This window comes from Salinicoccus roseus (assembly GCF_003814515.1).
In the GTDB taxonomy this organism is placed as follows: domain Bacteria; phylum Bacillota; class Bacilli; order Staphylococcales; family Salinicoccaceae; genus Salinicoccus; species Salinicoccus roseus.
In genome coordinates this window covers 1-16,026 of the sequence record NZ_RKQJ01000004.1, presented here as the reverse complement: position 1 = coordinate 16,026, position 16,026 = coordinate 1, and the positions used below count along the sequence as shown (strand labels likewise).

General features: G+C 48.9%; 14 protein-coding genes. 12 read left to right on the top strand and 2 right to left on the bottom strand.

The window, feature by feature from the left end; genetic code table 11:
- Positions 1-116: 116 nt before the first annotated feature.
- The 9 genes from EDC33_RS11030 to EDC33_RS10990 all read left to right on the top strand — a co-directional run bounded on the left by EDC33_RS11030 (position 117) and on the right by EDC33_RS10990 (position 10,609).
- Positions 117-515, top strand: coding sequence for a response regulator transcription factor (locus EDC33_RS11030; RefSeq protein ID WP_124011238.1), 399 nt, complete (start codon positions 117-119; stop codon positions 513-515).
- 35 nt (positions 516-550) lie between these two features.
- Positions 551-1,495 carry a HEAT repeat domain-containing protein gene (locus EDC33_RS11025; RefSeq protein ID WP_124011237.1) on the top strand — a complete coding sequence of 315 codons (945 nt, stop codon included), beginning with the start codon at positions 551-553 and terminating at the stop codon, positions 1,493-1,495.
- Positions 1,495-2,901 (top strand): glycosyltransferase family 2 protein, encoded by a 1,407-nt coding sequence (locus tag EDC33_RS11020; protein ID WP_124011236.1) that lies wholly within the window; start codon positions 1,495-1,497, stop codon positions 2,899-2,901. The genes EDC33_RS11025 and EDC33_RS11020 overlap by 1 nt, the downstream gene beginning before the upstream one ends.
- Positions 2,898-5,018 (top strand): hypothetical protein, encoded by a 2,121-nt coding sequence (locus EDC33_RS11015; RefSeq protein ID WP_124011235.1) that lies wholly within the window; start codon positions 2,898-2,900, stop codon positions 5,016-5,018. Before EDC33_RS11020 ends, EDC33_RS11015 begins: the two co-directional genes overlap by 4 nt.
- 92 nt (positions 5,019-5,110) lie before the next feature.
- Entirely contained in the window at positions 5,111-6,256 is a 1,146-nt protein-coding gene (locus tag EDC33_RS11010; RefSeq protein WP_124011234.1) for a UTP--glucose-1-phosphate uridylyltransferase, read from the top strand.
- A 53-nt stretch (positions 6,257-6,309) separates the two neighbouring features.
- Complete coding sequence (trhA, locus tag EDC33_RS11005) at positions 6,310-6,975, top strand: PAQR family membrane homeostasis protein TrhA (protein ID WP_170156425.1); 666 nt, start codon at positions 6,310-6,312, stop codon at positions 6,973-6,975.
- An 82-nt stretch (positions 6,976-7,057) separates the two neighbouring features.
- Positions 7,058-7,864 carry a pyrroline-5-carboxylate reductase gene (gene proC / locus EDC33_RS11000; RefSeq protein ID WP_124011233.1) on the top strand — a complete coding sequence of 269 codons (807 nt, stop codon included), beginning with the start codon at positions 7,058-7,060 and terminating at the stop codon, positions 7,862-7,864.
- Positions 7,865-7,941: 77 nt separating this feature from the next.
- Complete coding sequence (locus EDC33_RS10995) at positions 7,942-9,498, top strand: amidohydrolase (protein ID WP_124011232.1); 1,557 nt, start codon at positions 7,942-7,944, stop codon at positions 9,496-9,498.
- A 13-nt stretch (positions 9,499-9,511) separates the two neighbouring features.
- The gene (locus tag EDC33_RS10990) at positions 9,512-10,609 is read left to right on the top strand and encodes an NAD/NADP-dependent octopine/nopaline dehydrogenase family protein (RefSeq protein WP_124011231.1); all 1,098 of its coding nucleotides are present in this window, start codon (positions 9,512-9,514) and stop codon (positions 10,607-10,609) included.
- Between the two features lie 39 nt (positions 10,610-10,648).
- Here the strand turns inward: EDC33_RS10990 and EDC33_RS10985 are convergent, their stop codons facing one another.
- Both EDC33_RS10985 and EDC33_RS10980 read right to left on the bottom strand, forming a co-directional pair.
- Entirely contained in the window at positions 10,649-12,034 is a 1,386-nt protein-coding gene (locus EDC33_RS10985; protein WP_040105281.1) for an alanine/glycine:cation symporter family protein, read from the bottom strand.
- A gap of 31 nt (positions 12,035-12,065) precedes the next feature.
- Entirely contained in the window at positions 12,066-13,520 is a 1,455-nt protein-coding gene (locus tag EDC33_RS10980; RefSeq protein WP_229716767.1) for an alpha-amylase, read from the bottom strand.
- Positions 13,521-13,772: 252 nt separating this feature from the next.
- On the opposite strand from EDC33_RS10980, the gene EDC33_RS10975 reads away from it, so the two are divergent.
- The 3 genes from EDC33_RS10975 to EDC33_RS12705 all read left to right on the top strand — a co-directional run bounded on the left by EDC33_RS10975 (position 13,773) and on the right by EDC33_RS12705 (position 15,924).
- On the top strand, positions 13,773-14,822 hold the full coding sequence (locus EDC33_RS10975; protein ID WP_124011229.1) for an Mrp/NBP35 family ATP-binding protein: 1,050 nt from the start codon (positions 13,773-13,775) through the stop codon (positions 14,820-14,822).
- A gap of 18 nt (positions 14,823-14,840) precedes the next feature.
- Positions 14,841-15,611, top strand: coding sequence for a KinB-signaling pathway activation protein (locus EDC33_RS10970; protein WP_094907218.1), 771 nt, complete (start codon positions 14,841-14,843; stop codon positions 15,609-15,611).
- A gap of 133 nt (positions 15,612-15,744) precedes the next feature.
- Positions 15,745-15,924, top strand: a complete 180-nt coding sequence (locus EDC33_RS12705) for a hypothetical protein (protein WP_124011228.1) — start codon at positions 15,745-15,747, stop codon at positions 15,922-15,924.
- Positions 15,925-16,026: the final 102 nt, after the last annotated feature.

Below are 16,026 nucleotides of genomic sequence, written 5' to 3'. Positions count from 1 at the left end.
AGTAATAAAATAGTCTTATTTTGGTCGTATATTCTTATAATTCAATAATATGTAAATATAGTAGTGTGAAATTTCACATATAAAAAGTATAATAGATATATATTATGTGAAGGGGCGTGGACGGGATTAATAATACAGTTGATATCCACATCATAGAGCCGGATGAGATGTTCCGGAAGATTTTGTGGCGGACGCTTGCAGATGAGGGAAGGGCGGTCCATTACTATGCCGATGGGTATGAGTTCATGGAGGGTTATAAAGGAGAAGCGGGGATCTCAATCTTCATCATCAACGATATCCTCCCCAAAAAGAGCGGGATGGAAGTGGTCGACCATATCCGCAGTCAAGATGACAGAAGCGTCATCTACTTTATGACACGCTCCAATACTGAAGAGGAGATGGTGTACGCGCTGAACTCCGGAGTGGATGGCTATTTCATCAAGCCATTCAACCTTAAAGTCTTCCAGGCGAAAATCAAAAGGCTGGCCTTAAGGGGGAACAGGGTGTGGGTATGATCCAATGGATGTTGTTGATTGTACTATCCTTGACGGTGGCTCTCTTTTTACTGGTGGCACTTTTCATCATGCGTTCGATCCAAAGTAGAAGAAGAAATGAAGAAATCATCCAATATACGGATATCCATTTTGATGGATGGTTCGACTATATCTTCCATGGCATAGGCACACCGCCCCCCATAAGGAAGGATGCCCATGTTGAGGCGGTTGAAAAGATTTTCTTCTCCTACTCGAACAATGGCTATTCAAAAGGCATACACGAAAGGATTGAAGGATTTTCTGTAGAAAATTTCACACACCGCTATAAGTACACGCTCAAACATCGAAAATGGGCACATCGCATAAATACATTGAACAAGATCATAGAATTCCGGATGGCAGGATTCGAAGATGTCTTCACTGAAAGGGAAATCCATCGACTCTCACGTTTCGAATATTTCCTTTTCCTCGTATATTTGTCGCTGTTCGATATGGACCGGTTCATGTATGTCTATTTTCTTAGAAATGACCTTACGGAATACGAGTATAAGAAGATATTCAGCAGGCTCGACGACGAAAAGATAGCGTTCATGCGAGACCGGTTTGAAGAGATGACAATTCCTTCACAATTCGCCCTGATTGGGCGTGCATCCTTCATCCCGGATTCCAAATCGCTCGACTGGCTCGAAACGATGCTCGCTTCAGATGTGCCGGAAGTGAGGATACGGGCACTAAAGGCGATCAGTGTCATCGGCTCCACCAGGAATCAGGATGTCTACACGGCCTTCTATGAATCAGAGGTTTGGGAGGAACGGATGCTTGCCATAAGACTTGGCCCAACAATCGGAGAGACGTCCGTATATGGTGTAATTAAAGGACTGGATGACCCGCATCCCCTTGTCAGGAAAGAAGCGGTGAAAATACTTACGGGCTTCATGCCACCAATGACCGACTGGGCAGTCCCCCTTGCGGTCCTTGGTGAAGAAAGGAGCGAACGCTGATGATTGTATCCATCATAGGCTGGCTCATCCTCATTTATGTAGGTTTTGTCATATTCTTCTACATCCTCATGGTCTCTTCCGCATATCGTGCATTGTCGAAAAGGAAGATGTTGGACGATAATATGCTCGAAGAGGACTTTAAGATAAACATGTTCACAAAGCCGGTCTCCATACTGGTCCCGGCCTATAATGAGGCAGTGGGCATTGTAGAGTCACTCCATTCACTCATTAATCTACGGTATCCCGAATCTGAAATCATCGTCATTGATGATGGCTCCACCGATGATACTGCAGATATCCTCATACAAAAATTCAAAATGAAGAGGATATACCGTCAAGTGCCTTTCCATCTTGTGACAGAATCCGTCGTGTCACTCCATCAATCCGAGCTGCATCCGAAAGTCTTTCTACTCAGAAAGAGGAATGGAGGCAAGGCTGATGCACTCAATGCAGGCATAAATCTTGCCCGATATCCCTACTTCTGTTCAATCGACGGGGACTCCATATTGGATGAAAACTCCCTGCTGAAAGTCATGCGTCCGATCATCGCTTCAGATGGGAAGGTGGTAGCCGCGGGTGGTAATGTGCGGATTGCCAATGGCAATGATATCCATTTCGGATCGATTGTAGAGCGTAAGATCTTCAGACGTCCGTTGGTCATGATGCAGATTGTGGAATATCTGCGTGCCTTCATGCTGGGTCGAATATTCCTGAGTGAATTCAATATGGTGCTGATCATATCAGGTGCATTCAGCGTCTTCTCCAAAAAGACTGTCATCGAAGCGGGTGGGTATAGTCCAGGCGTCATAGGTGAAGACATGGAGCTTGTGGTCAAGGTGCATGAGTTGATACGCAGGAAAAATACCGGGGAACGGGTCGAATTTGTCCCTGAACCAGTATGCTGGACCGAAGCACCGGCAACGCTGAAAGTATTGAGGCGGCAGCGCCGCCGCTGGAGCCAGGGTCTGATTGAAAGCCTATGGCGCCATAGGCATATGACCTTGAATCCGAAATATGGACGTATCGGGCTGCTTGCCTTCCCATATTTCTGGCTCTTTGAAGGTTTCGGAGCTTTGATTGAACTGGCTGGTTACCTGTATATCATCTTTGCCTTCTCCACGGGCGGCCTGAATGTGGAAGTGGCTGTTCTTCTTATGCTGGCCCTCATCTTATATGGTTCCATATTCTCCTCCTTCTCCCTGTTGATGGATGCCTGGACAACCAACAACTATACGAGAGCAAGTCATATTCTGACACTGGTTCTGCTGGCCCTGTCGGAAACGTTCTGGTATCGTCCGTTGACATTGCTCTGGAGAATAGAGGGGATCTTCAACTTCATTCGCAGGAAACACGTGTGGGGACAGATGGAAAGGAAGGGTCTGGGGAGAGGAGAAACAGAATCATGAAAAGATATATCATAGTCACTTTGCTGTCCATCATTCTGGGGGGAGTGATTCTATACCTTTATGGCAGTCAAGGTGGGAAAGGAGCACATGAGATGCAGCCTGCAAGGATTGCTGGAGACCATTTTGAAGTCCAAACGACCGAAGGATGGCAGGAGATCACAATAAAAGGTGTTAATATGGGCATGGCCAAGCCTGGTCATTTTCCAGGGGAAGCTGCAATTACAGAAGAGGAATACTACCGATGGTTTGAGCAGATCGGTGAAATGAATGCGAACACGATCCGTGTATATACACTGCATCCGCCGGACTTCTATGATGCCCTGCACCGATATAACAAGGTGAATGAACCGCTCTACATCATGCATGGTATGTGGGCCGATGAAGGGAAGATGCATGAAGGTGAGGATGCTTATCAGGAATCGCTGAACAGGGAATTTGACCGTGATATGAAAAATGTCGTTGATGCTGTGCATGGAAAGGGGGATATTGAACCAGAGCCCGGTAAGGCATCAGGGAAATATACTAACGATATCTCCCCCTATGTTATAGGATGGATCTTGGGGGTGGAGTGGTACCCTCCCTTTGTTGTGGGGACGAATGAAAGCCACGGGGATATCGGACAGTATGACGGTACATATTATCGAACGGAAGGTGCTTCTGCATTCGAACACTGGCTTGCCCAGAAAATGGACTTCGTCTCGAAATATGAGAGTGACAACTACGGGACATTGAGACCGATGAGTTTCACCAACTGGGTGACCACCGATATTCTTGATCATCCTTCCGATTCCTCAGATATGGAAGATCTCGTGAGTGTCAATCCGAATGTTATATATGCGAAGGGTGAAATGGAGGGCGTTGGGCAGTACGCTTCATATCATATATACCCCTACTACCCCGACTTTCTGAATTACGATGAGAAGTATGTAGAATTCCTGGATCACCGTGGGGAGCGCAACAACTACGCTGGATATCTGAATGAGATGGAGGGTGCCCATAGGCTTCCTATAGTTGTGGCTGAATTCGGCTTACCTGCATCTCGCGGCCTCACCCACAGAAATCCATTCGGCTTTAACCAGGGGTTCCATTCAGAGGAAGACCAGGGTGAAATGACTACGAGCCTCTATGAAGATATCATCCATGCCGGTATGATGGGTGGCATTTTATTCACATGGCAGGATGAGTGGTTCAAGCGTACATGGAATACGATGGATTATGATAATCCCGACCGCAGGCCATTCTGGTCCAATGCACAGACCAATGAGCAGCAGTTTGGTCTATTGAGTTTTGATACACACAAGATCAGAATCGATGGTGATCCATCAGATTGGCACCGCAAGCCTCTTTACGAAGGGGAGGGGGATTTGAAGTCGTTGTCGGTAGATCATGATGAACGCTACCTCTATTTGAAGGTGGAGCATGTCCCAGGAGCGGTGGATGAGATTGAAATCCCCCTTGATATCGTACCGGGCCAGGGCAACAAGGGAATCGCTGGAAACGTAGTATCCGAATCTGCGGTAGATTTCATCGTCAGGATCAACGGTGACGAGTCCAGAGTCGTAGTGGATGACTATTATGATTTCTTCAACTTGCAATATGGGCATACCCTCGGGATGATTGAGGTGGAGGGAACACCGGCAAAAGATTCAGGGGAATTCAACAAGATCCACCTGGCGCTCAACAAAGAACACCATCTTCCGGACCGGGGAGAAACAGTGCCGTTCGAATACTATGAAACAGGGAAGCTCAAGGAAGGCAACGGTGACCCTGAAGCTGCAGACTACGACTCACTGGCTGACTACAGATGGCTGCGTGATGAAGGTGTTATGGAAGTGCGGCTCCCATGGCAGCTTATAGGGGCCCGGGACCCAAGCCGCCACGAGTTCATCGGCGATATAGTAGAGGACGGGCTTGAAGCTTCCGTTTCCATTGAAGGAATAGGGGTGGGCGTGATTGCCTCACGCCATGACAGTGTTTTTGAAAGCCTTCCATTAATGGAGGGTGACACCCTGCCGACCTTGCAACGTTATGAATGGGAGGGGTGGGACCTTCCGGAATCAAAAGAACGCCTCAAGGGTTCCTACCCCATCGTAAAAGAAACTTTTAGAAAATATTGATTGCGGAGTGAAGTCCTCGCGGTGTCTCCATTTATTTTTACAGCATTGTTGATTTGCATTATAATGGAGGAAAAGATTTGTGGAGGCCGAAAATGATTACAGACTGGATACCCCAATATGAACTGCTGGAGAAAAGCTACCAGGAGAAGCTTGACGCACAATATCAGACACTCGACACTGATGAGATCAAGGCGGTTTACGAAAATGTCTACCTGAACCCGAAACATGTGGATATGTCATCGATCAAGGAAGTGCCCTTCGTGAGACCAGCGGAGCTGGAACGGGACATGCTTGAGGATATTGCATACCAGGCGATGGCGGAAGGACAGGTGGCCATCCTCCTGATGGCAGGCGGCCAGGGGACACGTCTTGAACATCAGGGTCCGAAAGGGACCTTCTCCTTTGAAGGGCGCTCCCTTTTTGAACTTCAGGCAGCACAACTTCAGGCATTTGAAGAAAAGGTGAAGACGCCACTGCAGTGGTATATCATGACGAGCGATATAAATCATGAAGAGACACTCAAATTTTTTGAGGACCATCACCATTTTGGACTGGCGCCTGAAAATATCCATTTCTTCAGGCAGGAGCACTTCCCGGCCCTGTCCAAGGAGGGAGAGCTGCTGATCGATGAAAGGAAGGACATCATGCTGACGCCGAACGGCAACGGCGGTATATTCGGTGCACTGAAGCGCAGCGGCATGCTCGACGATATGAAATCGAGGGGCATCGCTCATGTGTTCATGAACAATGTCGATAATGTCGTAGTGAAGGTGGCGGATCCGCTGCTGGTCGGCCTTCACATCCAAAATGATAATGAAGTGACATCGAAATCCATCACCCCAAAGCCAGGTGAGAGTGTAGGACGGCTGTGCCTGGTCAATGGAGAGAAGAGTGTGGTCGAGTATACCGAACTTCCTGAAGGGCAGGGCGATGCATTCAAGAATGGTAACATCGGCATCCATATGTTCAGTACCGGCTTCCTCGAGAAGGCGGCAGATGTGAGGATGCCCTATCATCTGGCCCTGAAGAAGCTGGAACACATGAACAGAACGCTCAAGGTTGTGAAAGAGGAAGGGCTCAAGTTTGAGAAATTCTATTTTGATGCTTTCCGTCATGCGAAGACCCACATGACCCTCCAGGTCGACCGCAAAGGGGAGTTTTCTCCGCTTAAGAACAAGGTGGGCAAGGACAGCATCGAAACTGCCTATAGGGATCTTACGGATGAAGGGCTGATATGATGTTCGTCCGCCAGAAGGAGCCTCCCAAGAACCTGTATTGGAAGAAGCAGGGGATGGGCGAGAAGCTCGGCGGCTCCCTGAAACATATCGTCCCCCTGTCCTTCGGCGAGGAAGTGGGGAACAGTGTGAGCCATGGCGTAGCAGCACTCATCTTCATCGGACTGCTGCCATTCACTTCCGTTTATATGTATGTACAGGGAGGCACCATGCATGCGGTGGGGGGATCGGTATATGTCATCAGCATCCTGCTCATGTTCCTCACATCGACGCTCTACCATTCGATGGCACATAACACCCAGCATAAATACATCATGCGCCTGCTGGACCACAGTCTGATCTATGTCGCCATTGCGGGCACATATACACCCATTGCCCTGTCGGTCATCGGCGGCACATGGGGGTTGGTTACGCTCATCATCCAGTGGGCTGCTGCTGTCTTCGGGATATTGTATAAAGTGCTCAGTCCGAAGGTGAACAGCAAGGTGAGTCTCGGGTTCTACCTGGTCATGGGCTGGATGGCGGTCATCTTCTTCCCGCATATATTCAACAATACCAACTGGATGTTCCTGCTCATGCTGGTGCTTGGCGGGGTGAGCTACACCGTCGGCGCATGGTTCTATGCACAGAAGACACGGAAATATTTTCACATGATATGGCACTTCTTCATTGTCGCAGCGAGTTTCCTGCACTATGTGGGCATAGTGTTCTATATCCATTGATGAATAGATATTCGTTTTTGATTTTTTTATTCAGTTTGTTATGATAGGTAATGTTGTTAAAATCAAAATTGGAGTTGATTCGATGAAAATTGTCTTTTACGGTGCGGGAAACATGGCGAGTGCCATATTCATTGGCATGATAGAAAATAATGTCGTGAAACCGGATCAGATCTACCTGACGAGCAGAAGCCAGAAGGAAAAGATCATGTTCTTCAAGGAGAACCTGGGTGTCAACGTTTCTTATGACGATACAGAACTGCTGGATGGCGCAGACTATGTCATTCTGGCAAGCAAGCCGCAGAGCTTCCCGGATGTCGCCAAAAGAATCCGTCCGCATCTTGAGGAAAAGACAAAAATCGTATCGGTCATGGCCGGGACCCAGATCAAGACGATCCGACGGGAATTGGGGACCGAAAATCCGATTGCGAGACTGATGCCGAACACAAATGCGATGGTCCAGCATTCAGTGAGTGGAATAACCTACAGCGAAAATTTCCCTGACAAGGATGAACTCGTTGAGCTTATGGAAAGCTTTGGTACGACTGTGACCGTAGAGGAAGACGTCATGCACAACATTACTGCAGCAACCGGTTCCGGTTCAGCCTTCCTGTACTATATATACGAAAAATATGCGGAAAGCCTGATGGAGCTCGGATTCGATGAGGAAGAGGCATTGTTCCTGACACGCAACCTCGTGATCGGTGCCGGCAAGATGGTAGAGGAGTCCGAACTGCCGTTCAGCCAGCTCAGGAAGAACATCACCTCAAAGAATGGTACGACAGAAGCGGGACTGAATGCACTGGATGGCGAAGGCATCAAGGAGATACTCACTGCGACATTGAATGCTGCAGCAAACCGGAGTGAAGAACTGAGCCAGGATGACGACTAGCACCAGAGTATAAATGTGTAGAAGGGGAATGCTTCATATATAATGTATATGAAGCATTTTTTGTGAGGAGGAACGAAGTGAAGACACTGTATTATAATGGTACAATCCATACGATGAAAGCACCAGGGGATACTGTAGAGGCTGTACTCGAAGATGGCGGCCGTATCCTTGCGACAGGCTCAAAGGCAGAGTTGGCCGGCAGGGGTGGCCAGTTGGTGGACCTTGGTGGAAAGACGATGCTTCCCGGTCTCGCAGACACCCACCAGCACTTGATCATGCTGGGGAAGATGCTGAAATCCCTTGCGCTTCATGAAGTGCAGGATATAGAAGAAATGAAGCGTCTGATCAATGATTTTGAGTCGACACATGAATGGAATCTGATACTTGGATATGATGAAAATAACTTCCCGGACCAATACCGTATGTCGCATGAGGAACTGGATGCATTGACCGACAAGCCGACATTGGTCACCCGGGTCTGCCAGCATGCTGGCCTTATCAATACTCGCGGACTGGAGGTGCTGGGGCTGGATGGTTCAACAGAGGATCCCGAAGGGGGATACTACGAACGCGATGAAGAGGGGAACCTGACAGGGTGGGCCTACGACAAGGCATTCGAGGCCCTCAGGGCAGCGACAGTCGATGATGATGTGGAGTCGCTGAGCGCGGACATCGAAACGGCAGTGGAGCATCTGTATACTTACGGCATCACGAATGTCCATACGGAGGACATGTCATATTATGGCCCATACCAATTGCCATATGAAGCCTACATGGAGACACTCGGGCCGGATAGGAAGAAGTTCAGGGTCAATCTCCTCAGGCATGAGGCGGTCTATGACGAAATGATCGGGGATGGACTGTCCTTCAAGGATGACTGGGTCGAAAAAGACGCAATGAAACTATTTATGGACGGTGCGTTCGGGGGCAAAACAGCCCTCGTAAAAGCACCATATGAAGAAACGGATGATCATGGCATCCAGATCCATTCGGTCGAAGCCCTCGAATCACTGGTCAGGAAAGCCCGCGCCAATGGAGACGCGGTGGCGGTCCATGTCATCGGGGATAAGGCATGCGAATTGGTGGTCGATGCAATCGAGAAGTATCCTGTCCCGGAAGGCAGGCATGACCGTCTGATCCACTGCAGCCTGCTCAGTGCAGAACTGATCGACAGGATGGCGCAGCTCCCTCTCATCTGTGATGTCCAGCCGACCTTTCTGACATCCGACATGCCGTGGGTCGAATCCTATCTTGGATCGGAGCGGATGGAGTATCTCTATGCTTTCCGCACCATGCAGGCGCATGGTCTTCTGCTTGGTGGCTCCTCCGATGCACCGATAGAAGCTGTAGATCCTCTGCTCGGAATCCATACACTGGTGACCCGCAGGGGGGCATCGGGAGTGTATAATGAAGATGAACGCATCAGTCGATATGATGCGTTCAGGATGTATACACATAATGCTGCAGCAATCATCAACAAGGAAAACAAGGCCGGGCTTATTGCACCGGGTTATTACGCCGACTTCGCAATCTTCGACAGGGATGTCATGACATGTGAAGCGGATGAACTGCTTGAAGCAAAAGTGGAGAAGACAATAATTGACGGCACCACCGTCTACGAATCAAATAATTAGAAGGAGGGATTTGATGGGTTTGAAGATCAGCATTTTTGGTGCAGGGCATGGTGGCATCACGGCTGCTGCAGATATGACTGAAAAAGGACATACGGTCACTCTGTACCAATCACCACAGTCCGGCAGAGACTTGAGCAAAATTGAAGAGACGAGGGAGATCAATTTCAATGGCTCCCCGGTCAAGATACACAAATTCACGAGGGAAATCGCTGAAGCGGTCCATGACCAGGATGTACTCATGCTTGCCATACCATCGACCGCCATCGAACCCGTTGCAGAAAATATTGCGCCCCATCTTGAAGACGGCCAGTACATTCTGATCAACAGCGCAAGTGCAATGTGCAGTATCCGCTTCAAACGTGTACTGCACAATATGAAGGCGGACGTGGATGTCAAAGTGGGGGAGACGATGTCCCTCACCTATGCTTCCCGGTACTTCCCCGAAAAGAATGAGGCGCAGCTCATCGCCTACAACAAACACAACCTGTTCGCGGCATATCCTTCCCGCCATACAGAAGAGATGCTCGAAGTATTCAACAGGATGTATGATCATCTGAAACCGGCTGAAAATATCCTTGAGACGACACTCAATAATGGAAACCCTGAAAGTCATCCAGGACCGTCCATTCTGAATGCAGGCCGGATCGATTTTGCTGGAGATGAGTTCTACCTTTACAAGGAAGGCATCACTGAACATACAGTGAATGTCATCCATCGTATAGATGAAGAACGGCAGGCAATATGCAAGGCACTCGGCTTCGAAGCACTTTCAAAGTCGGAGAGGAGTGTAAGGAGCGGCTACTTCGAGGAAGGGAAATCTCTGCTCGAGCAGTACAACAGTTCCAAAGTGCTGAAGGATATCGTAGGTCCGACGGATCTTGAAAATCGATATGTAACAGAAGATGTCTCCAATGGTCTGGTATTATGGGCAAGCATCGGGGATATGGTTGATGTGGAAACACCGGTGATGGATGCGGTAATCACTTTGACAGGCGTACTGCTTGGCCGTGATTATTTCAAACAGGGTGTCACACTCGGCAAGCTCGGTATAGAGTCGACAAATGCCGAACAGCTGAACCATCTGATGAAGTATAATCATACACGCGACTAAATCAAAAAAATCCTCTGACAAATGTCAGAGGTTTTTTGGTCAGGAGTTTTCTTCCCGTATATCCTTCTGGTAATAGTCATCGGACTTGAAGAACTCTCGTTTCAGTTCGATGATCTTCGGCGACAGCAGTATGACGGCAATGATGTTCGGCAGTATGACGAAGAAGAGTGTAAGGTCAAGGAAGGCCCACAGTACTGTGGCGCCGCCTATTGCACCGATGACTATGGATACCACATAGACCCCCTTCATCACTGTGCCTGCCCAAAGGCCGAAGAGGTACTCAGCCTGTCTTGCCCCATAGAAGACGACTACTGTAATTGTAGAGAAGACGAAGATGACGAGCGCAAGGGATACGACCGAGTTGCCGATAGGGCCGAAGGTTTCCCCAAATGCCCGGGCGGTGAGTGCTTCCCTGACGCTGTCCTCGTGTGCGTCGCTATCCTGCCACACTCCCGTCATGATGACGACCAGGGCTGTAATTGTACAGATGATCAGAGTATCTACGATGATCTGGATGACAGCCCAGAAAGCCTGACGGATCGGGTGGTCGGTTTTCGCTGCCGCATGGGCGATCGGAGAGGTACCCAAGCCGGCTTCGTTACTGTAGATGCCACGGGCGAAGCCCCAGCGTATCGTTTCAGCAAGAACAGCGCCGGCTCCGCCCCCAAGTGCGGCAGTCGGGTTGAACGCCTCTGTAAAGATGAGGGCGAAGGCGTCAGGTACTGCAGTGATGTTCATGAAGATGATGATCATGCCTGCAATGATGTAGAAGCCGGCCATGAATGGCACAAGGAAGGAGGTGACCTTCCCGATACGTTTGACGCCTCCGAATACGACGATACCCACAGCAACCGCAATGATGATGCCGGTGATCAGCGGGCTGAAATCAAAAGACTCCTCTATGGTGCTGGCAACTGAATTACTTTGCACCATGATGCTCGGCACAAGCTCGATGAGCAGGAAGGTGGCGTACCAGGCGGCAAGGATTTTTCCGACCATCGGCCATTTGATTCCATTCTTCATGTAGTATGTAGGGCCGCCTACATATTCGCCTGCTGCATTCTGTTCCCTGTAATGCACACCGAGTGCAGTTTCACCGAATTTCAGGGCCATGCCGAATACGGCGATGACCCACATCCAGAAGACAGCACCGGGGCCGCCAAGCATGATGGCTACAGGCACCCCGACGATGTTGGCTGCCCCGATCGTGGATGAGAGGGCAGTGGTCAATGTCTGGAAAGGTGTGATGGTCCCTTTCCCCTTCGTCTTTTTACCCACTCTTCCTATAGTCTGCTTGAAGATGTAGAGCGGGTAGACGAACTGGAAGAATTTCAGTCTGAAAGTGAGATAGACGCTTGTAAAGAAAAGTAGAATAATGATGGGATAGCCCCATAAGAAAGTCGATATTGCTGTAATGGTCTCCATATGATCTCTCCTCTAATACAGGATTTTAAGACTATTCTTCAGGAAGTGCGTAGACACTGACACTCTGGCTGTCGACATAGAATTCACCATAGCCCTCGTCATCGATGGTTACCGTGTCCGGGCGGGTCCCGGTGAAGTCCGTCCATTCCTCACCGGCATGCAATTCGCCGACATACATCTTTTTATAACCTTCCTCCAGACCATTGGAAACGAGGACGGCACAACCTGAACCTTCGACGTCTTCTTCACCTAACCGGACCCAGCCGATGGTATCGGGATGGTCGAAGTAGTCTTCCTGCTCCCCGAGAGCCCGGGTATGTCTTGCACGGAGCAGCGGATCTATCGCGACCGCCATGCCTTCCTTGTCATAATCGCCGTCGATGCCATAATAGTCTCCATAGAATACGCAAGGGTATCCATCCTGCCTGAGGAGGATCAGAGCATAGGCCGACTGCTTGAACCAATCGTCCACGAAAGATTCGAGCGACTCGCCGGGCTGGGTATCATGGTTGTCGACGAATGTTACTGTATTCCATGGATTCTCCTCGACTAGCGTTCCTTCGAAGATCTGTGTCAGGTCATATTTTTCCTTTTCATTGGCCGCTTCGAAGAGGTTGTAGTGGAGCTTCACATCGAAAAGGTCGATATCAAACTCGACATCCTTCAGAAACCCTTCCTTGGCCTCGACATCTGGATTCCAGAATTCACCGAAGAAATATATATCCCGTTCTGAGTGTTCCGTTACTGCCTCGATGAACTCGGCGATGAACTTGCTGTCGATATGCTTCACTGCATCGAGCCTGAAGCCGTCGACATCGAGTGTATCGGTGAGCCACTTGCCCCATTCGATCATTTCCTCTTTGACGGCCGGGTGGTTATAATCGATGTCCGAAAACATCAGGTAGTCGAAATTACCATATTCATCATCGACGTTGTCGCTCCAGTCCTTATGTTCCCCGACGATCTTGAATACACTTGTACGATCTGCCTTGGCATCGTAGTCCACTCCGACGAAGTGGGTGAAGTCCCATTCGAATTCACTGTACTTCCCATTGCGCCCCGGGAATGTAAAGCGTGTATAACCTTCGATGTCATAGGGTTCAGATATCTCCGTCCCCCGGTCTTCGGGATCCACTTCTATCGCCTGGAATGTCTCCTTCTCATCTCCGCCGGCCTTGTGGTTCATCACAAGATCGAGGTAGACGAGGAGGCCTGCTTCCTTACATGCGGCTATCGCTGCCTCAAGCTGTTCGCGTGTGCCGTATTTCGTCCGGACTGCGCCCTTCTGGTCGAATTCACCCAGATCATAGACATCGTATACCGCGTATCCCTGATTGGACGGGTCGTCTGCCTTGGTCGGAGGCGGGAGCCAGACTGCATCAACCCCCATATCCTTGATTTCCTGGGCACCATCCTTCAGGCGGTCCCAATGGGAACCATCATCCGGCAAGTACCATTCAAAATACTGCATGAGTGTAAAATTCATATCATTAGCGTCCTTTCTATAGCTGGTATCCAACATATAGCCATTTTGGAAGGCATGTAACCAAAAAACTTCATATGATTAGTCTGAAAATATAAATAATTATAACATACAAAGCATCCGTTTTTTTCCTCATCTAAAATAAAATTGAAATCTCTGGACGCATACACAAAGTGTTTGGCACTTTTCTATTTTATAGATAACCGGATATGTTATCATGATAATATTGAATCTAGGCATAAAAGGAGAATTTAAATGGTCACTAAAGAACAAGTGGAAGAAATAGTTGGGAATATAGATGATCCGATACTTAATGTGCCAATTAAGGAAACGGACGGCATCAGGGAAATCAGCATCAAGGAAGAAAAGAACCACGTGAGCGTCAAAGTCGCAATCGGCCGTCTCGGCGGTCAAGAGCAGCTGGACCTGCAGATGAAAGTCGTCAATCTGCTGAAAGAGGCGGGAGCGGAAACAGTCGGACTGCGTTTTGATGAACTGGATGAAGAGGTGATAGAGAAGCACCGCGGTACTTCAGGCAGTGAAGTGGAAAACCGTTTCAAGGACAACGATACGCAATTCATTGCTGTAGCTTCCGGTAAAGGCGGCGTGGGGAAATCCACTGTTGCGGTCAACCTGGCTGTCGCACTTGCTGAGAAGGGCAAGAAGGTCGGCATCATTGATGCGGATATATATGGTTTCAGTGTGCCGGATATGATGGGCATCACTGAAAAGCCGGGTATTGAAGACAAGACGATCATTCCCGTCGAACGTTTCGGTGTGAAAGTCATCTCCATGGCATTCTTCGTCGAAGAGAATACGCCGGTCATCTGGAGAGGGCCGATGCTCGGCAAGATGATCAGCAGCTTCTTCAATGAAGTGGAATGGGGAGATTTGGATTACCTCCTGCTTGACCTCCCGCCGGGTACAGGCGACGTGGCGTTGGATGTCCATCAGCTGCTGCCTCACAGTAAGGAAATCATTGTAACGACACCGCATCCGACGGCGGCGTTTGTAGCAGCACGGGCAGGCGCCATGGCACAGCATACAGATCATGAGATCATCGGCGTAATCGAAAACATGAGCTACTTCGAGAGTGAATTGACGAATGAGAAGGAGTACGTGTTCGGCAAAGGCGGTGGAGAAAAGCTTGCGCAGGAGCTACAGGCCCCACTTCTCGGCCAGCTGCCGCTCGGTCAGCCTGAATGGAATGAGAAGGATTTCGCACCTTCCGTCTATACAAAAGAGCATAAGATTGGTGAAATATACAGAAGCATTGCAGATAACGTAATCAAAGAGAGCGAATAGGCGCGGAGGAATCACAGTATGACATCGAAATACCTAGTCAGGTTTTATTTTAGAACGCTTCTTCTTGGCATGGTGGTCACGGCCATCGTCAGTCTGGTCACAGAATACCAGAACGTAACGCGTTATTTGCTGGAGGGCCAGTTCGGTGAGTTCTTCGCCGGTCTGGTCTGGTTCCTCGGCTATGGGCTGCTGATCGCCACAGTCAGCCAGGTCGCTTTCTTCATATATCTATTCCTTCATCCGCTTGGCATGGGGATATTCAAAAAGCTATGGCCCTACGTGCAGCTGCTGCTTATCATGTACGCTGCATTCGACATGTTCTATGTCAGATTCTATAGGGTTGGTGTTGAAGCCGGTCAGGTATGGAGCTATATATGGATACCGATCCTTGTAATCGTGTCGGGCTTCATCGTGGCCCGCTGGAAGGACCGGGAGTCGCCGGGCACCCAGCTTTTCATTCCGGCACTCTTCTATATGATATTCATGACGTCTGTCACACTCATCCCCTTCATAACCGTAGAAGATACCTCGTGGATATACAGGTCGGTCTTCACCCTCATCATCTGTAATGCTTTCCAGCTGCTGATGCTTCCGAAATACATAGAAGCATCTGAAAAGGAGAAGGCAGAACGGGGCAGGGTCACCAAGGCGGACCTCAATGAACAGAAGAGAAGTGAAAGGGAACGGGAACAGAGCGAACAGAAAAGCAAGGAAAAGTCCCAGGTCAAAAAAAGAAATGCATTGAATTATAAAAACAGCACAAGACAGAAAGACCGTCATGGCAAGTGATTGGAGGCAGTGCAGCGCACTGCCTCTTTAATATTGTGTAACACTACATCTTTAAAATGGGGAGAAGCGTTGACACCTGGCTCCTCTGCTTGGTATGATATGAAAGTCGCTGAAACAGAGACGACAAAAACAAGTGCTGACCGGCAGATCACTTTCAAAAGAAATTAAAAAAGTGGTTGCAATAAAGACGCCGACATGGTACGATAGAGAAGTCGCTGAAAACGGCGGAGAAACACAAAAGAGCGAACGAAGCAGCCGGAAAGAAATTGAAAAAGTGGTTGCAAACAAGTTGCTCAAATGCTACAATAATTAAGCAGTCAAAAACAGAGAACATTGAAAACTGAATGACAATATGTCAACGTTAATTCCGAAAAAACGAATGCTACGGCATTCAACTTGGGCGACAAGTAAAACC